This window comes from Achromobacter sp. Bel (assembly GCF_012928505.1).
GTDB lineage: Bacteria > Pseudomonadota > Gammaproteobacteria > Burkholderiales > Burkholderiaceae_B > Achromobacter.
Map to the genome: position 1 here is coordinate 80,849 of NZ_JABBJN010000018.1, position 16,702 is coordinate 97,550.

The window sequence follows — 16,702 nt, forward strand, 5'->3', positions numbered from 1 at the left end:
TAGCAAACTGCTCACCACCGGCGCGTAAGCGATCACCGCCCCGACGCCTCGACAATGCGTATGCCGAATGCGACCGCCTGCGCGGTCGCTTGAGGCGGGCCACGCAGCACTCGTTAGTAAACAGATACCTAACAGCGCCGCGATCCAAGACTTCCGTAGCCCGTCGGCGCTGTCGGCGTGATGGCGCGCAACCTTGATGCGCCCGAGGGAATCCGAAGGGAGCCGAAGGCGGACGAGGATGAGGACGGGGCAGTCCGGAGCGAAGGCTCCGGACCGCAATCGTGGGCGCGCGCCGGCACGCCGACAGCGCCGATGGGTGACCTACGAAGACCCGAGACGTAACCGACGAAGCTCCGCCGATGCCTACGAACGGCCATCAAACACCGCCAAAACCCTCAATCGCCTAGAATCCTCCCAATTCCAGTCCAGAACTCCCCGCCATGTCCGCCGCCCCCGCACCTCAAAGCGCCATCGCCTATGGCCTTGCCACTCTTGCCGCCGACGGCACCATTCTTGATACCTGGTATCCACGTCCGTCGCTGGCCGATCACACCCCTGCCGGCGGCACCCGGCATCTGACGCCTGAAGAAGCGCGCGCCGCGCTGGGTGAGCACGTTCCCACGGCCCTCATCCGGGACACTCGCCGCAAGGTTGACATCGTCGCCGTCCGTACCGCGATCCCCTCGCTTGCCGAACCGCCTGCCGACGCGCATGACGCCTATCTGCGGCTGCATCTGCTCAGCCATCGGCTGATCCGCCCCCACGACGCCAACCTCGACGGCTTGTTTGCCGTGCTCGCCAACGTCGCGTGGACGTCCGTCGGGCCCTGCGCCATCGACCAGGTCGACGCCTTGCGCTGGCAGTTGCGCGCCATCGGCCAGACCCTGGAGATCCGCGGCATCGACAAGATTCCCCGCATGACCGACTACGTCGTACCCGGCGGCGTGCGCATCGCCGACACCGCGCGCGTGCGCCTCGGCGCGCACCTGTCGCCTGGCACCACCGTGCTGCATGAAGGCTTCTGCAATTTCAACGCCGGCACGCTCGGCGCGTCCATGGTCGAAGGCCGCATCAGCGCGGGCGTCATCGTCGACGACGGCAGCGACATCGGCGGCGGCGCCTCCATCATGGGCACCATGTCCGGCGGCGGCAAACAGGTGGTGTCCATCGGCAAGCGCTGCCTGCTGGGCGCGAACTCCGGCCTGGGCATCTCGCTGGGCGATGATTGCGTGGTCGAGGCCGGCTGCTACGTCACCGCCGGCACGCGCGTGCTGACGCCGGAAGGCGCCGTGGTGAAAGCCGTGTCGCTGGCGGGCCAGCATGGCCTGCTGTTCCGCCGCAACTCGCAGACCGGCGTGGTCGAATGCCTGGTGCGCACCGCCGCCTGGGGCGCCTTGAACCCCGCGCTGCACGCGGGGCATTGAATGGAAAAGGGCCGCTGTGTGAGCGGCCCTTTCTTCATCCGGGAACAGCCGGCGCGCCCGGCGCCGCCGCAGAGCCGTCAGGGGCCGTGACAGGCCGCCTGGGACGGCGCCCCGCTCAGGCGTATTCCGCCGTCTGCCCCAACTGGTCGTACACCAGGTTGACCAACAGGTCCGAACTCAGGATGCGCGTGGCCAGGCACGAGAACACCGTCTTGCCGCTTTCGTCTTGCAGGGTGACCGTCTCGGTCCAGTCATTCAGGTCGATGCGCTTGAGCGACTCGTAAGGCCAGGTGGCGCCGCCGACGTGCAGGCCTTCCGCCGACAGGGCCAGTTCTTGCGTTTGCAGGCCGGGGAATTCGCCGGCCTTCACATAGCGGAACGGAACCCGCGTGCCATTGGCGATCATCGCTTCCAGCACCGGCAGGCGCTGCTCGACGTAGCGCGAACGGAATCCGTCCATAAACACGGGAAATTCGCTGGTGCCGCTGGGCACCACGGTCCAGTCTTCTGCCGTGTCCGTGCGGTAGGCCAGGCTGTTGACCGGGCCCGCTGCGGCGTCCGGCCCGGAGGCGAACAGGCAGAGATCCTGGATATCCGCGAAAGCGGCGTATTGGCGCGTGTCGCCCTGCTGGCTGACCACGCCCTTGTCATGCAATTCAAAGCGAACCGGGGCGCTCCCCGTGTGCGTAAACACCGCCAATGCGTCAGAGGCCTGCGGGGTTTTGCTATTAGTCATGCAACTTCCTTATTCAGTTAGGGTGCTTTCGCGGCCCAGGACGTCGCAAAGTCATGCGACACGCATTCTCCCCCATATGAGGAATACGTGCTTGATGACCCTTTTTATCGCCGGGCCGCTTGCGCGGCGTGGGGCCTGCTTATCGCGCTTTTCGGCGTTTTCACGGCCTGTTCACCTGGTGGTCACGCGCCCGGCGGAATCGGCTCGAACGGATAGTGCGCCACGTCGCCGCGCCCGGCGATGATCGCCGTGGCCTCAGGCACCTCTTCCCAGGCGCCCGGCATCTCGGACAGCGGCTCGGACAGCAGCAGGAAGGCGTCTTCGTCCAGCGCGGCGATCTGCGGATCGTCGGGATAGAGCTCGCGCAGATGCCGCACGCAGGTATTGTGAAACAACGTGCGCGAATCGGCTTCGCTGGAATAGCGCACCGCAATCAGGCGTTCGCCGTCCAGCGCGCAAACGGTCATATTGATGGGATGCGCCACACCATGGCGCCGTCCGGTCTCTTCCACCGCGCCCACCATGCGTGCCAGCGCCGGGATCGGGTCGTCCTCCAGGCCGAACGTCAGCGCCAGCAGGAACATCACCTCGGAATCGGTGGACCCTTCCAGCGATCCGAAATACGCGGGCGCGATCATCAGCATGAGATCGCGGCGCAAGAGCGGATAGTCGCGGATCACGCCGTTGTGCACGAACAGCCACTGCCCGTGCCGGAACGGATGGCAATTGGTTTCCTGCGCGGGCGTATCGGTGGCCGCGCGGATATGCGCCACGAACAAGGGCGCATGGATTGCGCGCGCCGCTTCGCGCAGATTGCGGTCGTTCCAGGCCGGATGCACGCTGCGGTAGCGGAACGGCGGCTCTGGGGGCCGGCCATCCGGGGGCCGGCCATCCGCAGGCCGGCCATCCGGGGCGCGTCCGTACCAGCCCAGCCCGAAACCGTCTCCGTTCGTCGTGGTGGCGCCCAGGCGCGCATGCAGGCTCTGGTCGATCAGGGAGTGCTTCGCCTTGAACAGCACACTCTCCATCTGGAGGGGTTTACCGGTATAAGCCAGCCAACGACACATGATGCGCTCCTTCAAGACAGTCTTGCCCAGTGTAGGAGCGACCCGCAATTTTCTACAAGCTTGCACGCCCGGGCCGGGGCATAGTGGTCTTTTCCCAGTATCAGCCGGAACCTGCCCGTGACTACGCCCTCATCCGTCCCCGCCCTGCAACAGGGTTTTTCCAGCGACAACATCGCGGGCGCCAGCCCGGAAGTCTTTGAAGCCCTGATGCGCGCCGGCGCGGGCCAGGCGCCGGCTTATGGCGCGGACGACAGCAGCTTGCGCGTGCAGCGCAAGCTGGCCGACATCTTCGAACGCGACGTGGACGTGCTGCTGGTGCCCACCGGCACCGCCGCCAATTCGATCAGCCTGTCCGCGTTGACCCCGCCCTGGGGCGCGGTGCTGTGCCACGCGCAGGCCCATATCGCCAATGACGAATGCGGCGCGCCCGAGTTCTACACCCACGGCGCGCGGCTCAAGCTGCTGGGCGGCGAAGCCGCCAAGATCGATCCCGCGGAACTGGCCGTCGAAGCCCGCCGCAAAGTGGGCGACGTGCACTCCGTCCAGCCATCGTGCGTCAGCATCACCCAGGCCACCGAGACCGGCGCTGTCTACACGCAAGACGAGATCGCCGCCATCGGCGGCGTCTGTCGCGATGCCGGCCTGCCCCTGCACATGGACGGCGCGCGGTTTGCGAATGCGCTGGTCAGCCTGGATTGCACCCCGGCGGAAATAACATGGAAGGCGGGCGTCGAAATCCTGTCGTTCGGCGCCACCAAGAACGGCGTGCTGGGCGCCGAGGCCATCGTGCTGTTCAACCCGGATCGCGCCCGGGAACTGGAATTCCGGCGCAAGCGCGGCGGCCATCTGTTCTCGAAAATGCGGTTGCTGTCGGCGCAATTGGAAGCGTATCTGGACAACGACCTGTGGCTGCGCAATGCGCGCCAGGCCAACGCCATGGCCGCGCGCCTGGCGGCCGGCATGCAAGGGCTGCCCGGCGTGGCATTGCAGGGCACGGCCGATGCCAACATCCTGTTCTGCCAATTGCCGGCCCACGCCATCGAGGGCCTGCTGGCAGATGGCTTCCGCTTCTATCACGACCGCTGGGGCCCCGGCGTCGTGCGCCTGGTGACCTCGTTCGCCACGCAGGCGCAGGACGTGGACCACTTCCTGTCCGCGCTGCGCGCACGGGTGTCCTGAAGCCTTTGCCGAAGCGCCCGCCGACGATTTACGCCGCGGGCAAGTAGGCCGAAGGCGGCGCGCCGTAAGCCGTGCGGAACGCGCGGTTGAAGTGGCTCTGATCGTAGAAGCCCACATCCGCCGCCACCTGGGCCACCGACCCTTGCGCGGTGGCCAGCGCCGCGCAGGCGCGCTCCAGCCGCAACCGCACCAGCCACGCGTGCGGCGTCAGGCCCGCGGAATGCGTGAAGCGCCGCAGGAACTGAAAGCGGCTCAGCCCGCACAACCGGGCCAGATCGTCCAGCGCGATCTTCTCGCACAGGTGCGCCTGGCAATAGTCGCGCACCGCGCGCAGATGCACGGCCGACAAGCCGCCTTTGACGGCTTCGGGTCGCACGGCGCCCGTTCGCGCGAACAAGGTGCCCATCAGCGCCAACGATTGCGATTCCTGCGCCAGCGGTTCCGCAGGCGCGCCGCTCATCCACGCGCTGTGCAGCGCCATGAAACGGGCGGCCAGCGCGGCGTCCTCCACCAGCGTGCCGAAGAAGCGCTCATCGGCCGCCGCGCCCGACACCTCTTCGATGAAGCCGCGCATCAGTTCGGCCGACAGGCGAAATGTCTTCAACGTATAAGACGCGCCGTAATCGCCGACGCCCGCGCCGTCGTGGATCTCGCCGGGTGGCATCAGGGCGACGCCCCCGGGGCCCAGCAAGATGCTTTTTCCACGGAAGCACTGGCGCTGCACCCCCTGCGTGACCAGGCCGATGTGATAGTCGACATGGTAGTGGCGGTCGAACTGGAACTCGCTGAACCGCGCCTGGCCCAGTACCAGCCCCGGCGTGCCCGGCACCGGGTGATATCGGACGTCGTCTTTCATGGCATCGGCTCCGGCGCTACTTCTTCAGCAGCGCCTTCAGCATCGCCATGCGCTCCTTGGGATTCATGGCGGCCGTGGCTTCGTCTTCCTGCACCCGCACGTCGCCCAGCCCCATCTCTTCGATGAAGCGCGACGGTTCGCGCACCAGGTCTTCGCGGGCGCGGCGGCGGCGCTTGCACCAGCTCAGGTTCAGGCTGCGCTGCGCGCGCGTGATGCCCACGTACATCAAGCGGCGTTCTTCCTGGATGCGCGTCGCCAAGTTTTCGGCCGCGCGTGCGGGGTCGCCGACTTCGTCGTCCTTGCCCAGGTGGGGCAGCAGCCCTTCTTCCACGCCGGCCAGGTACACGTGCGGATACTCCAGCCCCTTGGACGCGTGCAGCGTCGACATCTTGACGGCATCGGGCTCGTCTTCTTCGCCGCGCTCAAGCATGGTGACCAGCGCCACGTGCTGCACCAGGTCAAAGAGCGTCATGTTGTCTTCTTCGGCCTTGCGCTTGAGCCAGCCCGTCAGTTCCAGCACGTTCTGCCAGCGCGTCTGCGCCGGGCGTTCCTCGAACAGCTCGAACAGGTGGCGTTCGTACTGGATGGCTTCCACCAGGTCGTCCAGGATGACGCCCGCGGGTTCGGCGGGCGCCGCGTCCTTGCCCGAGGCCGCGCCGCGCCCGGCGCGCCACTGCATGCGGCGGATGAACTCGGCGAAGGTGCGCAGCGGGTCCAGCTGGCGCGGCGCCAACTGGCTTTCCAGCCCCGTCTCGGCCACCGCCGCCAGCAGCGAGATCTCGCGCGAGGCGGCGTACTGTCCCAGCACCTGCAAGGTCGCCTGGCCGATGCCGCGCTTGGGCGTGGTGGCCGCGCGGATGAACGCGGGGTCGTCGTCGTCATTGGCCAGGAGGCGCAGATACGACAGCACGTCGCGCACTTCGGTCTTGTCGAAAAAGCTCTGCCCGCCCGATATCGTGTACGGGATCTTCAGGTTGCGCAGCGCCTGCTCCAGGATGCGCGACTGATGGTTGCTGCGGTACAGGATGGCGAAATCCTTCCACTGCGCCTGACGCTCGAAGCGCGAGGCCGACACCTTCATCGCGATGGATTCCGCTTCCTGCTCTTCGCCGTCCATCGCCGACACCAGGATCGGTTCGCCCACGCCCAGGTCCGACCACAACTTCTTCTCGAACAGCTTGGGATTCTTCTCGATGACCTGGTTGGCGGCCGCCAAAATGCGCTGCACCGAGCGGTAGTTCTGCTCCAGCTTGATGAGCTTGATGTTGGGGTAGTCGGTCGTCAGCTTGGCCAGGTTCTCGATCGTGGCGCCGCGCCAGGCGTAGATCGCCTGGTCGTCGTCGCCGACCGCCGTGAACATGGCGCGCGACCCGGTCAGCAGCTGCACCAGCCGGTACTGGCACACGTTGGTGTCCTGGTATTCGTCCACCAGCAGGTAGCGCACGCGGTTCTGCCAGCGCGTGCGCACTTCTTCGTTGCTGGCCAGCAGCAAGGCGGGGATGCGAATCAGGTCGTCGAAATCCACCGCCTGATAGGCGGCCAGCGTGGCGGCGTAGCTGCGGTAGATGTTGGCCGCTTCCACGTCGCCCGGCGTGACGGCTTCGCGCGCGGCGTCGTCCGGCTCCAGCAGCGCGTTCTTCCACAGCGAGATGATGCCCTGCACGTGGCGCAGGCGGGCCTTGTCGGTGGTGGCCAGCAGTTCCTGGATGATGGACATGGCGTCGTCGGCGTCCAGGATCGAAAACGTGGGCTTCAGGCCCGCGTTGCGCGCCTCTTCGCGCAGCATCTTCACGCCCAGCGAGTGGAAGGTGCTGATGATCAGTCCCTTGGACAGCTTGCGGTCCACCAGCGTCTTCACGCGCTCGTCCATCTCGCGCGCGGCCTTGTTGGTGAAGGTCAGCGCCACCACGTTGCGGCCCATGTAGCCGCATTCACGCAGCAGATACGCGATCTTCTGCGTAATCACGCGCGTCTTGCCGCTACCGGCGCCGGCCAGCACCAGGCACGGGCCGTCCAGGTAAAGCACCGCCTCTTTCTGGGCGGGATTCATGCCTTGACCAATAGATTCGCTTGCGGACATTTTGAGTTGGATCGTCATGCATCGCGCTCGCCGCAATGCGGATGCGGCCGCCAGGCACAGGGCCTGCGGCCGCCCGTCAGCGGGCCGGTACTACGCGAGAAAATGGGGACGGGCGCAGCCGCCGATGCGGGCCTGCCGCGCCAGCGCGATAGAGGAAGACGATCATAGAACAATCGGATGGATGACGCATCGGCGGATGCCGAGGGGTCAGATCTCCAGCGGATCGACTTCCAGTTGCCAGCGCACGCGCGCCTCGTTGGCGATGTAGGGAAGGTGATGCGACCACGACGCCAGGAACGCCTGCAAGGCCGGCCGGCTGCTGCTTTCCACCAGCAACTGCGCGCGTTCGATATTGGCCACCCGTACCACGCGCAACGGCACCGGGTCGTACAGCATGATCGCGTCCAGGCCCGGGAAGTCCGCCGCCCATTCGCCTTCCGGCAGCACCCGCGCGCGTTCCAGGAAGGCTTGCGCCACCTTCAGCTCACGCGCCTCGGCCGTCAGCAGCGCCTGGTAGACAAAGGGCGGCAAGCCGGTGCTTTCGCGTTCGTGCAGCGCGTGCCGCGCAAAGCCCGCGTAGTCGTGGCGCAGCAGCGCCTGATACACGGGTTGCTCGGGGTAGCCCGTCTGGATCAGCACCTCGCCGTTGCCCTGGTGACGCCCAGCGCGGCCCGCCACCTGCATCAACTGAGCGAACAGGCGCTCGGGCGCGCGGAAGTCGTGCGCGAAGAGCATCGAATCGGAATTCAACACGCCCACCAGCCCCAGCCGCGCGAAATCATGGCCCTTGGCCACCATCTGCGTGCCGACCAGGATGTCCACCTCGCCCGCATGCACCGAAGCGAACAGCGCCTCGGCACTGCCTTTCTTGCGCGTGCTGTCGGCATCGATGCGCAAGATGCGCGCGCCGGGAAACAGCTCGGCAAGGTGCTCTTCGATGCGCTGCGTACCGCGGCCCATCGGCGCCAGGTCCTGGTCGCCGCATTCCGGGCACGCGTGCGGCACCGGCGCCTGATAGCCGCAATGGTGGCATTGCAGGCGATGGCCCCGGCCCTCGGTGCGGTGCAGCACGGTAAAGGCCGTGCAGCGCGGACAATTGCTGACCCAGGCGCACGACTGGCAGTGCAGCACCGGCGAGTAGCCGCGCCGGTTCAGGAAGATCAGCGACTGCTCTTTGCGTTCCAGCCGCTGCCCGATGGCCTCCAACAGGTGCGGCGACATGCCGTGCTTCATCTGCAGGCGGCGCGTGTCCACCAGCCGCATGGACGGCAGGCTGCTGGACCGCGCCCGCCCGGGCAGCGTCAGGCGCAGATAGCGGCCGCGCTCGGCGTGCTGCCAGGTTTCCAGCGACGGCGTGGCCGACCCCAGCACCACGGGGATATCCAGGTCGTGGGCGCGCCACACGGCCAGGTCGCGCGCCGAATAGCGCAGGCCGTCCTGCTGCTTGTAGGACGCGTCGTGTTCTTCGTCCACGACGATCAGGCCCAGCTTGCTCAAGGGCGCGAAGATCGACATACGCGTACCCAGCAGCATGCGCGCATCGCCGCGCTGGGCGCGGGCCCACGCCTGCAGGCGTTCGCCGTCGGATAAGCCGCTGTGCATGACCGCCAGCCCGTCCGGGCCCACCAGGGCCTCAAGCCGCGCGCGCAGCGCGCCTTCCAACTGTGGCGTCAGGTTGATTTCGGGCACCATCAGCAGCACCTGGCGCCCCTTGGCCAGCACGCGCTCCGCGGCCCGCAGATACACCTCGGTCTTGCCGCTGCCCGTCACGCCGTGCAGCAACACGGGCTTGAACCCGGCCAACGCGCCGATGGCGTCCACGGCGGCGGCCTGGGCCTCGTTCAGTTCGGGCGGCTGGTCGGCCTTGACCGGCGCACGCGCCGCCTTGCGCTTGCGGTTGTCCAACCGCGCCACCGGTCCGCCCGCCGACCGTTTGCCCTGGTACGCGGTGGGTTTGCGCAAGGGCGGTGGCAACGTCGGCAGCATCACCTCGCCCAACGGCCGCTGGTAATAGTCGGCGGCAAACCGGGCCAGGCGCAGCCAGTCCTCGTCAAACGGCGGCAAGTCGTCCAGGACCTGTTCGATAGGCAAGATCTTCTTGGGGTCGAAAGACGGCTCGGCCGGGTTCTCCACCACGACCCCGATCATCTTGCGCCGCCCGAACGGCACGATCACCCGCAACCCGACCGGCACGGGCGCGTCGCTGCGGTAATCGAAGGGGCCGGGCAAGGGCACATCCAGCGCCACGCGCACCCAGCAAACCGCAGCGGGAGTCGTAATCGGCGGCACTTCAGACATGGGGACTTGGACGGAGCATGGGGCGGATAAGACCTGGATGGCGGGAGAGTGCTAGGGGCGCGCGCTGCGGGGCAATTGTCGCCCCGATGGGCTGGCTTGCTCCAGCCGCGCCTGTGGATAACTTTGGGGAAAAGGCTGGAGCAATGTCAAGATTTGGAATAAGCCTGGATTGCGCACGCTGTTGCAATCCGGTGGAAAACTCGATTTTTGTTTTTAAAAACAAATACTTATGCAAGCTTCCAAGATTGTAAACTAGCTTATAAAGGGTTTTCCCCGAGCAAAATCTTGCTGTGCACAAGTGCTTGCCGGGGCCCTCAAACTTCGGCCCTTCGGACCGAAGCGTCCACTCACTTACCCCCGCAGCAAGCGGCTATGTTGGTGGACTTCGTCGACCAATTCCGCTACCGCTTCCGGCGGCGTGAAACGCGAAATGCCATGGCCCAGGTTGAACACGTGGCCACCCTTGCCGACCGGGCCGAAGGCGTCCAGCACGCGGCGGGCTTCCGTCCGGATGGCGGACGCGCCGCCAAACAGCGCCATCGGGTCCAGGTTGCCCTGGAAGGCCACGGAATCGCCCGTGCGGCGGCGGGCCGCGGCCAGGTCCACCGTCCAGTCCAGGCCTACCGCGTCGCAGCCGCAAGCCGCGATTTGCTCCAGCCACTGGCCGCCGCCCTTGGTAAAGACGATGACCGGCACGCGCCGGCCTTCGTGCTCGCGAGTCAGGCCGGCCACGACTTTCTTCGTGTACGCCAGCGAGAACTGCTGGAACAGGCCGTCAGCCAGCACGCCGCCCCAACTGTCGAACAGCATGACGGCTTGCGCGCCGGCGGCGATCTGCGCGTTCAGGTATTGCAGCGTGGCTTCGGCGTTGATTTCCAGGATGCGATGCAGCAGGTCCGGACGCGAATACAGCATCGTCTTGATCAGCCGGTAGTCGTCGCTGCCCTGCCCTTCGACCATGTAGCAGGCAATGGTGAACGGGCTGCCGGCAAAGCCGATCAGCGGCACCTTGCCGTCCAGTTCGCGGCGGATCACGCTGACTGCGTCAAACACGTAGCGCAGCTTGTCCATGTCGGGCACGGCCAGGCGCGCCACGTCTTCCTCGGTCCGCACCGGACGGGCGAAGCGCGGGCCTTCGCCTTCGGCGAAGTCCAGGCCCAGGCCCATTGCGTGCGGCACCGTCAGAATGTCCGAAAACAGGATGGCTGCGTCCAGGTCGAAACGCTCGAGCGGCTGCAACGTGACTTCCATCGCATAGTCCGGATTCTGAGCCAGGCCCATGAAAGAGCCCGCCCGGGCGCGCGTGGCGCGGTACTCGGGCAGGTAGCGACCCGCCTGGCGCATCAGCCAGATCGGGGTGTAGGGCACGGGCTCGCGCAGGAGCGAGCGCAAGAACACATCGTTCTTCAAACTGGAAGCAGACACGACTATCCTCGATGATCGGAAGCCGTGATTTTACTTCCCCAAGCTGACAAGGCGCGCGCGGCGGGCAAGCCGGGCTTGTCTGGGCGCAAGTCAGCGGCAGTTCAATCCTCCATCCTGCGCGCCAGCGCTGCCTGGCGGTAGGGCGCAGCCTCGATACCGTGCTTGCGCATCAGCGCCCAGAACGCACGCCGGTGCTTGGCGCACGCCCGCGCGGCCTGAGCCACATTGCCGCCATGGCGAGACAACGCGTGGCGGATGTAGTCCCGCTCGAAGCCGTCCACGACCAGCGATTTCGCCACGCGGAAGGACTCCTGCGCCGGCAGGCGTCGCATATCCCGGGCACCCCGTGTCGCCCAGGGCGTCTTCGTATTCTGCGGATCCCGGGTTTCCCGGGCGTCCCACCTGTCCCTGGAATCCCGGTGGTCCCGCATGCACGCCAGCGCCTGGTCGACGAATTCCGCCGGCACGCGCGGCCGCGTCGGCGCGTGTGCCGCCCGCCCGTCGGCTTCCGGATAGCGGGCCGCGGTCTCCTGCACGCCCGCGTGCGCGGGGTGGCGCCATGCCACCCGCCGCGCCATCCGGCCCAAGCGGACCCTGACGCTTTCCAGGCAGGCGGGTTGCGCGATGAAGTCCGCCACGCCCAATCCCAGCAGGTCTTCGATGGCGGGGGCCTTCATGTCGTCCATCAGCAGCAGCACCGGGGTTGTCAGCGCGGGGCCTGCCTGGGCCAGGGCCATGCGCGCCCAGGCGACCGTGGAGGGCGTGACAGGCAGGATGCAACCGTCATACCGCCGGAGCGACACCGCCATACGCGCCAGCGCCAGGACGTCCTGGCGCGGCGATGGCAGCGGATCCGGACCGGAGAACGGGCCGGCCCCCTCAAGCGGCACCAGGTGCAACCGGACCCGTGCCATCCGGGCTTGATGCCGGGCTACCCAATCCCGCATGGCGCCTTCGTGGCCGGGCGCCAGCAGAACCCCGCAATCCAGGACTTCTCGCACGCTTCCCCCCTTTGGCTGTATAGGCAAAGTTGAAGGCTACTGCCGTGGCGTCTGCATCGCCATTCGTATAGAACGCATTGCGGCGGCCCGCCAGGCACGGGGCACTTGCCTGCCGGCGCAAAGCGCGCGGGCATGAAAAAAGCGGCCATTGGCCGCTTTTTTCAGTCCGGGGCAAGCCCCGGGGCACTGCGTTGCCGCTTAGTGCGAACGACCGCCTTGGCGCAGCTTGCGCGCCGCGATGGCCTGCGCAGCCAGCATGGCGAGTTCCGCTTCGACAACAGCGATGTCAGCCTTGTCCTTGGCGTTCGCAAGGGCCTCTTCGGCCTTCTTGCGCGCTTCCAGGGCACGGGCTTCGTCCAGGTCGGAGGCACGGATAGCCGTGTCGGCCAGAACCGTCACGCTGCCCGGCTGCACTTCCAGAATGCCCCCGGCGACGAAGATGTTTTCCTCGCCTTGGTCGGCACGAACGATCTTGACCGTCCCGGGGCGTATGCGCGAAATCAGCGGGGTGTGGCCAGGCAGAATGCCCAGTTCACCCGCTTCGCCAGGCAGCACCACGAACTTCGCCTCACCGGAGAAGATCGCTTCCTCTGCGCTGACGACATCCACATGCAGGGTAGCCATATCGGTTCCTTATTGCAGTTTCTTGGCCTTCTCGAAGGCCTCGTCGATCGAACCGACCATGTAGAAGGCCTGTTCCGGCAGGGCATCGCACTCGCCGTTCACGATCATCTTGAAACCACGGATGGTTTCAGCCAGCGGAACGTACTTGCCGGGCGAGCCCGTGAACACTTCAGCGACGTGGAACGGCTGCGACAGGAAACGCTGGATCTTGCGAGCGCGGGCCACGGCCTGCTTGTCGTCGGGCGACAGTTCGTCCATACCCAGAATCGCGATAATGTCGCGCAGTTCCTTGTAGCGCTGCAGCGTTTGCTGCACGCCGCGGGCAACCGCGTAGTGCTCTTCGCCCACGACTTGCGGGTCCAGCTGACGGCTGGACGAATCCAGCGGGTCCACGGCCGGGTAGATCCCCAGCGAAGCGATGTCACGCGACAGCACGACGGTCGAGTCCAAATGCTGGAAGGTCGTGGCAGGCGACGGGTCGGTCAAGTCATCCGCAGGGACGTACACGGCTTGGATCGAGGTGATCGAGCCCGTCTTGGTCGAGGTGATGCGCTCTTGCAGCTTGCCCATTTCTTCAGCCAGCGTGGGCTGGTAGCCCACGGCCGACGGCATACGGCCCAGCAGTGCGGACACTTCCGTACCGGCCAACGTGTAGCGGTAGATGTTGTCCACGAAGAACAGGATGTCACGGCCTTCGTCACGGAACTTCTCGGCCATCGTCAGGCCGGTCAGCGCCACGCGCAGACGGTTGCCCGGGGGTTCGTTCATCTGACCGAACACCATCGCGACCTTGTCCAGAACGTTCGACTCTTCCATTTCGTGGTAGAAGTCGTTGCCTTCGCGGGTACGCTCACCCACACCGGCAAACACCGACAAACCGCTGTGCTGCTTGGCGATGTTGTTGATGAGTTCCATCATGTTCACGGTCTTGCCCACGCCGGCGCCGCCGAACAGGCCGACCTTGCCGCCCTTTGCGAACGGGCACACCAAGTCAATAACCTTGATGCCGGTTTCCAGCAGTTCCACCGACGGCGACAGTTCGTCGAAGCGGGGGGCGTTCTGGTGGATGCCACGCTTTTCTTCGTGTTGGATCGGGCCGGCTTCGTCGATAGGACGACCCAGCACGTCCATGATGCGGCCCAGCGTGCCGGTGCCGACCGGCACCGAGATCGGGGCGCCCGTGCCGGTGACCTTCATGCCGCGGCGCAGGCCGTCGCTGGAGCCCAGCGCAATGGTACGCACCACGCCGTCGCCCAGCTGTTGCTGCACTTCCAGCGTCAGGCCCTTTTCGGCAAACGAGGAGGTCTCGTCGTCGGCCAGGGTAAGCGCTTCATAGATCTTGGGCATGTGATCGCGGGGGAACTGAATATCCACCACGGCGCCGATGCACTGAACGATGGTTCCGTTGCTCATGTCGATTCCTTGCTTGATAGCTTTAGATGGGAGCTGCCTGCCTTAAACGGCGGCAGCGCCCCCTACGATTTCCGAAATTTCTTTGGTGATCGCGGCCTGACGGGTCTTGTTGTAGACCAGTTGCAGCTCTCCGATGACCTTCTTGGCGTTGTCCGACGCCGCCTTCATGGCGACCATCCGGGCCGACTGCTCCGAAGCCATGTTCTCGGCCACGGCTTGATACAGCAGGCCTTCAACGTAACGCTGCAGCAGGTCGTCGATCACGCTACGGGCGTCGGGTTCGTAGATGTAATCCCAGCTGTAGTCCGACTTCACTTCCGACGTCTTGGCCAGGCTATCAGCACCCGTCTGGTACGGATCTTCCAAACCACTGGCCAACGGCAGCAGACGCAAGAACAGCGGCTCCTGCTTCATCGTATTGACGAAGCGGGTCGATGCCACGTACAGCGCGTCGATGCGGCCCTCCAGGTAGGCGTCCAGCTGCACCTTGATCGCGCCCAGCAGGCGGTCCAGTTGCGGCTTGTCGCCCAGTTGCACTTCCTGGGAAACCAGTTTGGCGCCGATACGGGTCAGCACACCCACGCCCTTATTGCCGAAAGCGGTCGCTTGCACGGCGATGCCGTTTTTCTCGAACTCTTTCAGCTTGCCCAACGTCACGCGAGTGATGTTGGTGTTCAAGCCGCCGCACAAACCCTTGTCAGTCGTCACCATGACCACGCCGACCGCTTTGATTTCGCGTTCGACCAGGTACGGGTGGCTGTACTCGGGGTTGGCCTGCATCAGGTGCGCAGCAATCTCGCGCACCTTGGTGGCGTACGGACGACCAGCACGCATCCGTTCCTGCGCCTTGCGCATTTTGGATGCGGCGACCATTTCCATCGCCTTGGTGATCTTGCGCGTGTTTTGCACGCTCTTGATCTTGGTTCGGATTTCCTTAATTCCGGGCATTGCGCTTTCCTGTGAAGACTGGCCGATGGGTTCCGCTAGACGCCTCAACCATCCGGTAAGGATGGGTGAGGCGTCGCAGACGCCTAACCCATCACTTTCTTAAAAAGCACCGTGCTTCTTGAATTCCTGAACGGCGGTGGCCAATTCGGCCTCGTCGTCCTTGGACAGTTCCTTGGTGTCTTCGATGCGCTGGATCATGGCCGCATGCTTGGCCTTCAGTTGATCCTTGAGCGACTTCTCGAACGACAGCACTTGGGCCACGTCCACGTCATCCAGGTAGCCGTTGTTGACCGTGTACAGCGTGACGGCCAGTTCCCACACTTGCAGCGGCTGGTATTGCGGCTGCTTGAGCAGTTCCACCACGCGCTTGCCGCGTTCCAGCTGGCGACGGGTCGCGTCGTCCAGGTCGGAAGCAAACTGCGCGAAGGCGGCCAGTTCACGGTACTGCGCCAAGTCGGTACGGATACCGCCGGACAGCTTCTTCACGACCTTGGTCTGCGCAGCGCCACCCACACGCGACACCGAGATACCGGCGTTGATTGCGGGGCGGACACCGGCGTTGAACAGGTCGGTTTCCAGGAAGATCTGGCCGTCGGTGATCGAGATCACGTTGGTCGGAACGAAAGCGGACACGTCACCGGCTTGCGTTTCGATGATCGGCAGCGCGGTCAGCGAACCGGTCTTGCCCTTGACGGCGCCGTTGGTGAACTTTTCGACGTAGTCTTCGTTCACGCGGGCAGCGCGTTCCAGCAGGCGCGAGTGCAGGTAGAACACGTCGCCCGGGTAGGCTTCGCGGCCCGGCGGACGGCGCAGCAGCAGCGACACTTGGCGATAGGCCCAGGCTTGCTTGGTCAGATCGTCATAAACGATCAGGGCGTCTTCGCCGCGATCGCGGAAGTATTCGCCCATCGTGCAACCGGCGTAGGCGGCCAGGTATTGCATGGCGGCGGAGTCGGAGGCCGAAGCGGCCACGACGATGGTGTATTCCATCGCGCCGTGCTCTTCCAGCTTGCGGACCACGTTGTTGATCGTGGAAGCCTTCTGGCCGATGGCGACGTACACGCAGGTGACGCCCTTGCCCTTCTGGCTGATGATCGTGTCGACAGCGACCGCGGTCTTGCCGGTCTGGCGGTCGCCAATGATCAGTTCGCGCTGGCCGCGGCCGATCGGCACCATCGAGTCGATAGCCTTGACGCCGGTTTGCAGCGGTTGCGACACCGAGCGGCGGGCGATAACGCCAGGCGCCACTTTTTCGATGATGTCGGTTTCCTTGGCGTTGACCGGGCCCTTGCCGTCGATCGGCTCGCCCAGCGTGTTGACCACGCGGCCTTTCAGTTCCGGACCGACCGGGACTTCCAGAATGCGGCCGGTCGTCTTGACCTGGTCGCCTTCGGAGATGCCGGTGTAGTCGCCGAGGATAACGGCGCCGACGGAATCGCGCTCAAGGTTGAGCGCCAGACCGAAAACGTTGTTGGGAAATTCGAGCATTTCGCCCTGCATCACGTCGGACAAGCCGTGGATGCGGGTAATACCGTCGGTCACGGACACGACGGTGCCCTGAGTACGGACATCAGCCGAAGCGCCCAGGCCCTCGATGCGGCTCTTGAGCAGTTCGCTGATCTCGGAGGGATTGAGTTGCATATTGACTCCT

At 65.5% G+C, this 16,702-nt stretch carries 13 protein-coding genes; 2 read left to right on the top strand and 11 right to left on the bottom strand.

What is annotated here, in order from left to right; translation table 11 throughout:
* Positions 1-440 precede the first annotated feature (440 nt).
* The gene (dapD, locus tag HG262_RS13540; protein WP_169271518.1) at positions 441-1,424 is read left to right on the top strand and encodes a 2,3,4,5-tetrahydropyridine-2,6-dicarboxylate N-succinyltransferase; all 984 of its coding nucleotides are present in this window, start codon (positions 441-443) and stop codon (positions 1,422-1,424) included.
* Positions 1,425-1,539: 115 nt separating this feature from the next.
* Here dapD and HG262_RS13545 read toward each other — a convergent pair whose 3' ends face one another.
* Together HG262_RS13545 and HG262_RS13550 are read right to left on the bottom strand one after the other, a co-directional pair.
* A complete protein-coding gene (locus tag HG262_RS13545) occupies positions 1,540-2,160 on the bottom strand; it encodes a hypothetical protein (RefSeq protein WP_169271519.1) in 621 nt (206 codons plus the stop codon).
* 182 nt (positions 2,161-2,342) lie between these two features.
* The gene (locus HG262_RS13550) at positions 2,343-3,227 is read right to left on the bottom strand and encodes a class II glutamine amidotransferase (protein WP_169271520.1); all 885 of its coding nucleotides are present in this window, start codon (positions 3,225-3,227) and stop codon (positions 2,343-2,345) included.
* A gap of 117 nt (positions 3,228-3,344) precedes the next feature.
* Between HG262_RS13550 and HG262_RS13555 the strand changes: the two genes are divergently transcribed.
* Positions 3,345-4,406, top strand: a complete 1,062-nt coding sequence (locus HG262_RS13555) for a low specificity L-threonine aldolase (RefSeq protein WP_169271521.1) — start codon at positions 3,345-3,347, stop codon at positions 4,404-4,406.
* Positions 4,407-4,434: 28 nt separating this feature from the next.
* On the opposite strand, the gene HG262_RS13560 is transcribed toward HG262_RS13555, so the two are convergent.
* The 9 genes from HG262_RS13560 to atpA all read right to left on the bottom strand — a co-directional run bounded on the left by HG262_RS13560 (position 4,435) and on the right by atpA (position 16,692).
* Entirely contained in the window at positions 4,435-5,262 is an 828-nt protein-coding gene (locus tag HG262_RS13560; protein WP_169271522.1) for an AraC family transcriptional regulator, read from the bottom strand.
* Between the two features lie 16 nt (positions 5,263-5,278).
* A complete protein-coding gene (locus HG262_RS13565) occupies positions 5,279-7,342 on the bottom strand; it encodes a UvrD-helicase domain-containing protein (protein ID WP_169271545.1) in 2,064 nt (687 codons plus the stop codon).
* Between the two features lie 207 nt (positions 7,343-7,549).
* A complete protein-coding gene (locus HG262_RS13570; RefSeq protein WP_169271523.1) occupies positions 7,550-9,640 on the bottom strand; it encodes a primosomal protein N' in 2,091 nt (696 codons plus the stop codon).
* Positions 9,641-9,991: 351 nt separating this feature from the next.
* Positions 9,992-11,065, bottom strand: coding sequence for a uroporphyrinogen decarboxylase (hemE, locus tag HG262_RS13575; protein WP_169271524.1), 1,074 nt, complete (start codon positions 11,063-11,065; stop codon positions 9,992-9,994).
* 101 nt (positions 11,066-11,166) lie between these two features.
* A complete protein-coding gene (locus tag HG262_RS13580; protein ID WP_348984388.1) occupies positions 11,167-12,066 on the bottom strand; it encodes a helix-turn-helix domain-containing protein in 900 nt (299 codons plus the stop codon).
* Between the two features lie 198 nt (positions 12,067-12,264).
* Positions 12,265-12,690, bottom strand: coding sequence for a F0F1 ATP synthase subunit epsilon (locus tag HG262_RS13585; RefSeq protein ID WP_105559610.1), 426 nt, complete (start codon positions 12,688-12,690; stop codon positions 12,265-12,267).
* Between the two features lie 9 nt (positions 12,691-12,699).
* Positions 12,700-14,103: a F0F1 ATP synthase subunit beta gene (gene atpD / locus HG262_RS13590; protein WP_169271525.1), complete on the bottom strand. Its 1,404-nt coding sequence runs from the start codon at positions 14,101-14,103 to the stop codon at positions 12,700-12,702.
* A gap of 42 nt (positions 14,104-14,145) precedes the next feature.
* On the bottom strand, positions 14,146-15,051 hold the full coding sequence (atpG, locus tag HG262_RS13595; protein WP_169271526.1) for a F0F1 ATP synthase subunit gamma: 906 nt from the start codon (positions 15,049-15,051) through the stop codon (positions 14,146-14,148).
* 99 nt (positions 15,052-15,150) lie between these two features.
* On the bottom strand, positions 15,151-16,692 hold the full coding sequence (atpA, locus tag HG262_RS13600; RefSeq protein WP_006217061.1) for a F0F1 ATP synthase subunit alpha: 1,542 nt from the start codon (positions 16,690-16,692) through the stop codon (positions 15,151-15,153).
* Positions 16,693-16,702 lie beyond the last annotated feature (10 nt).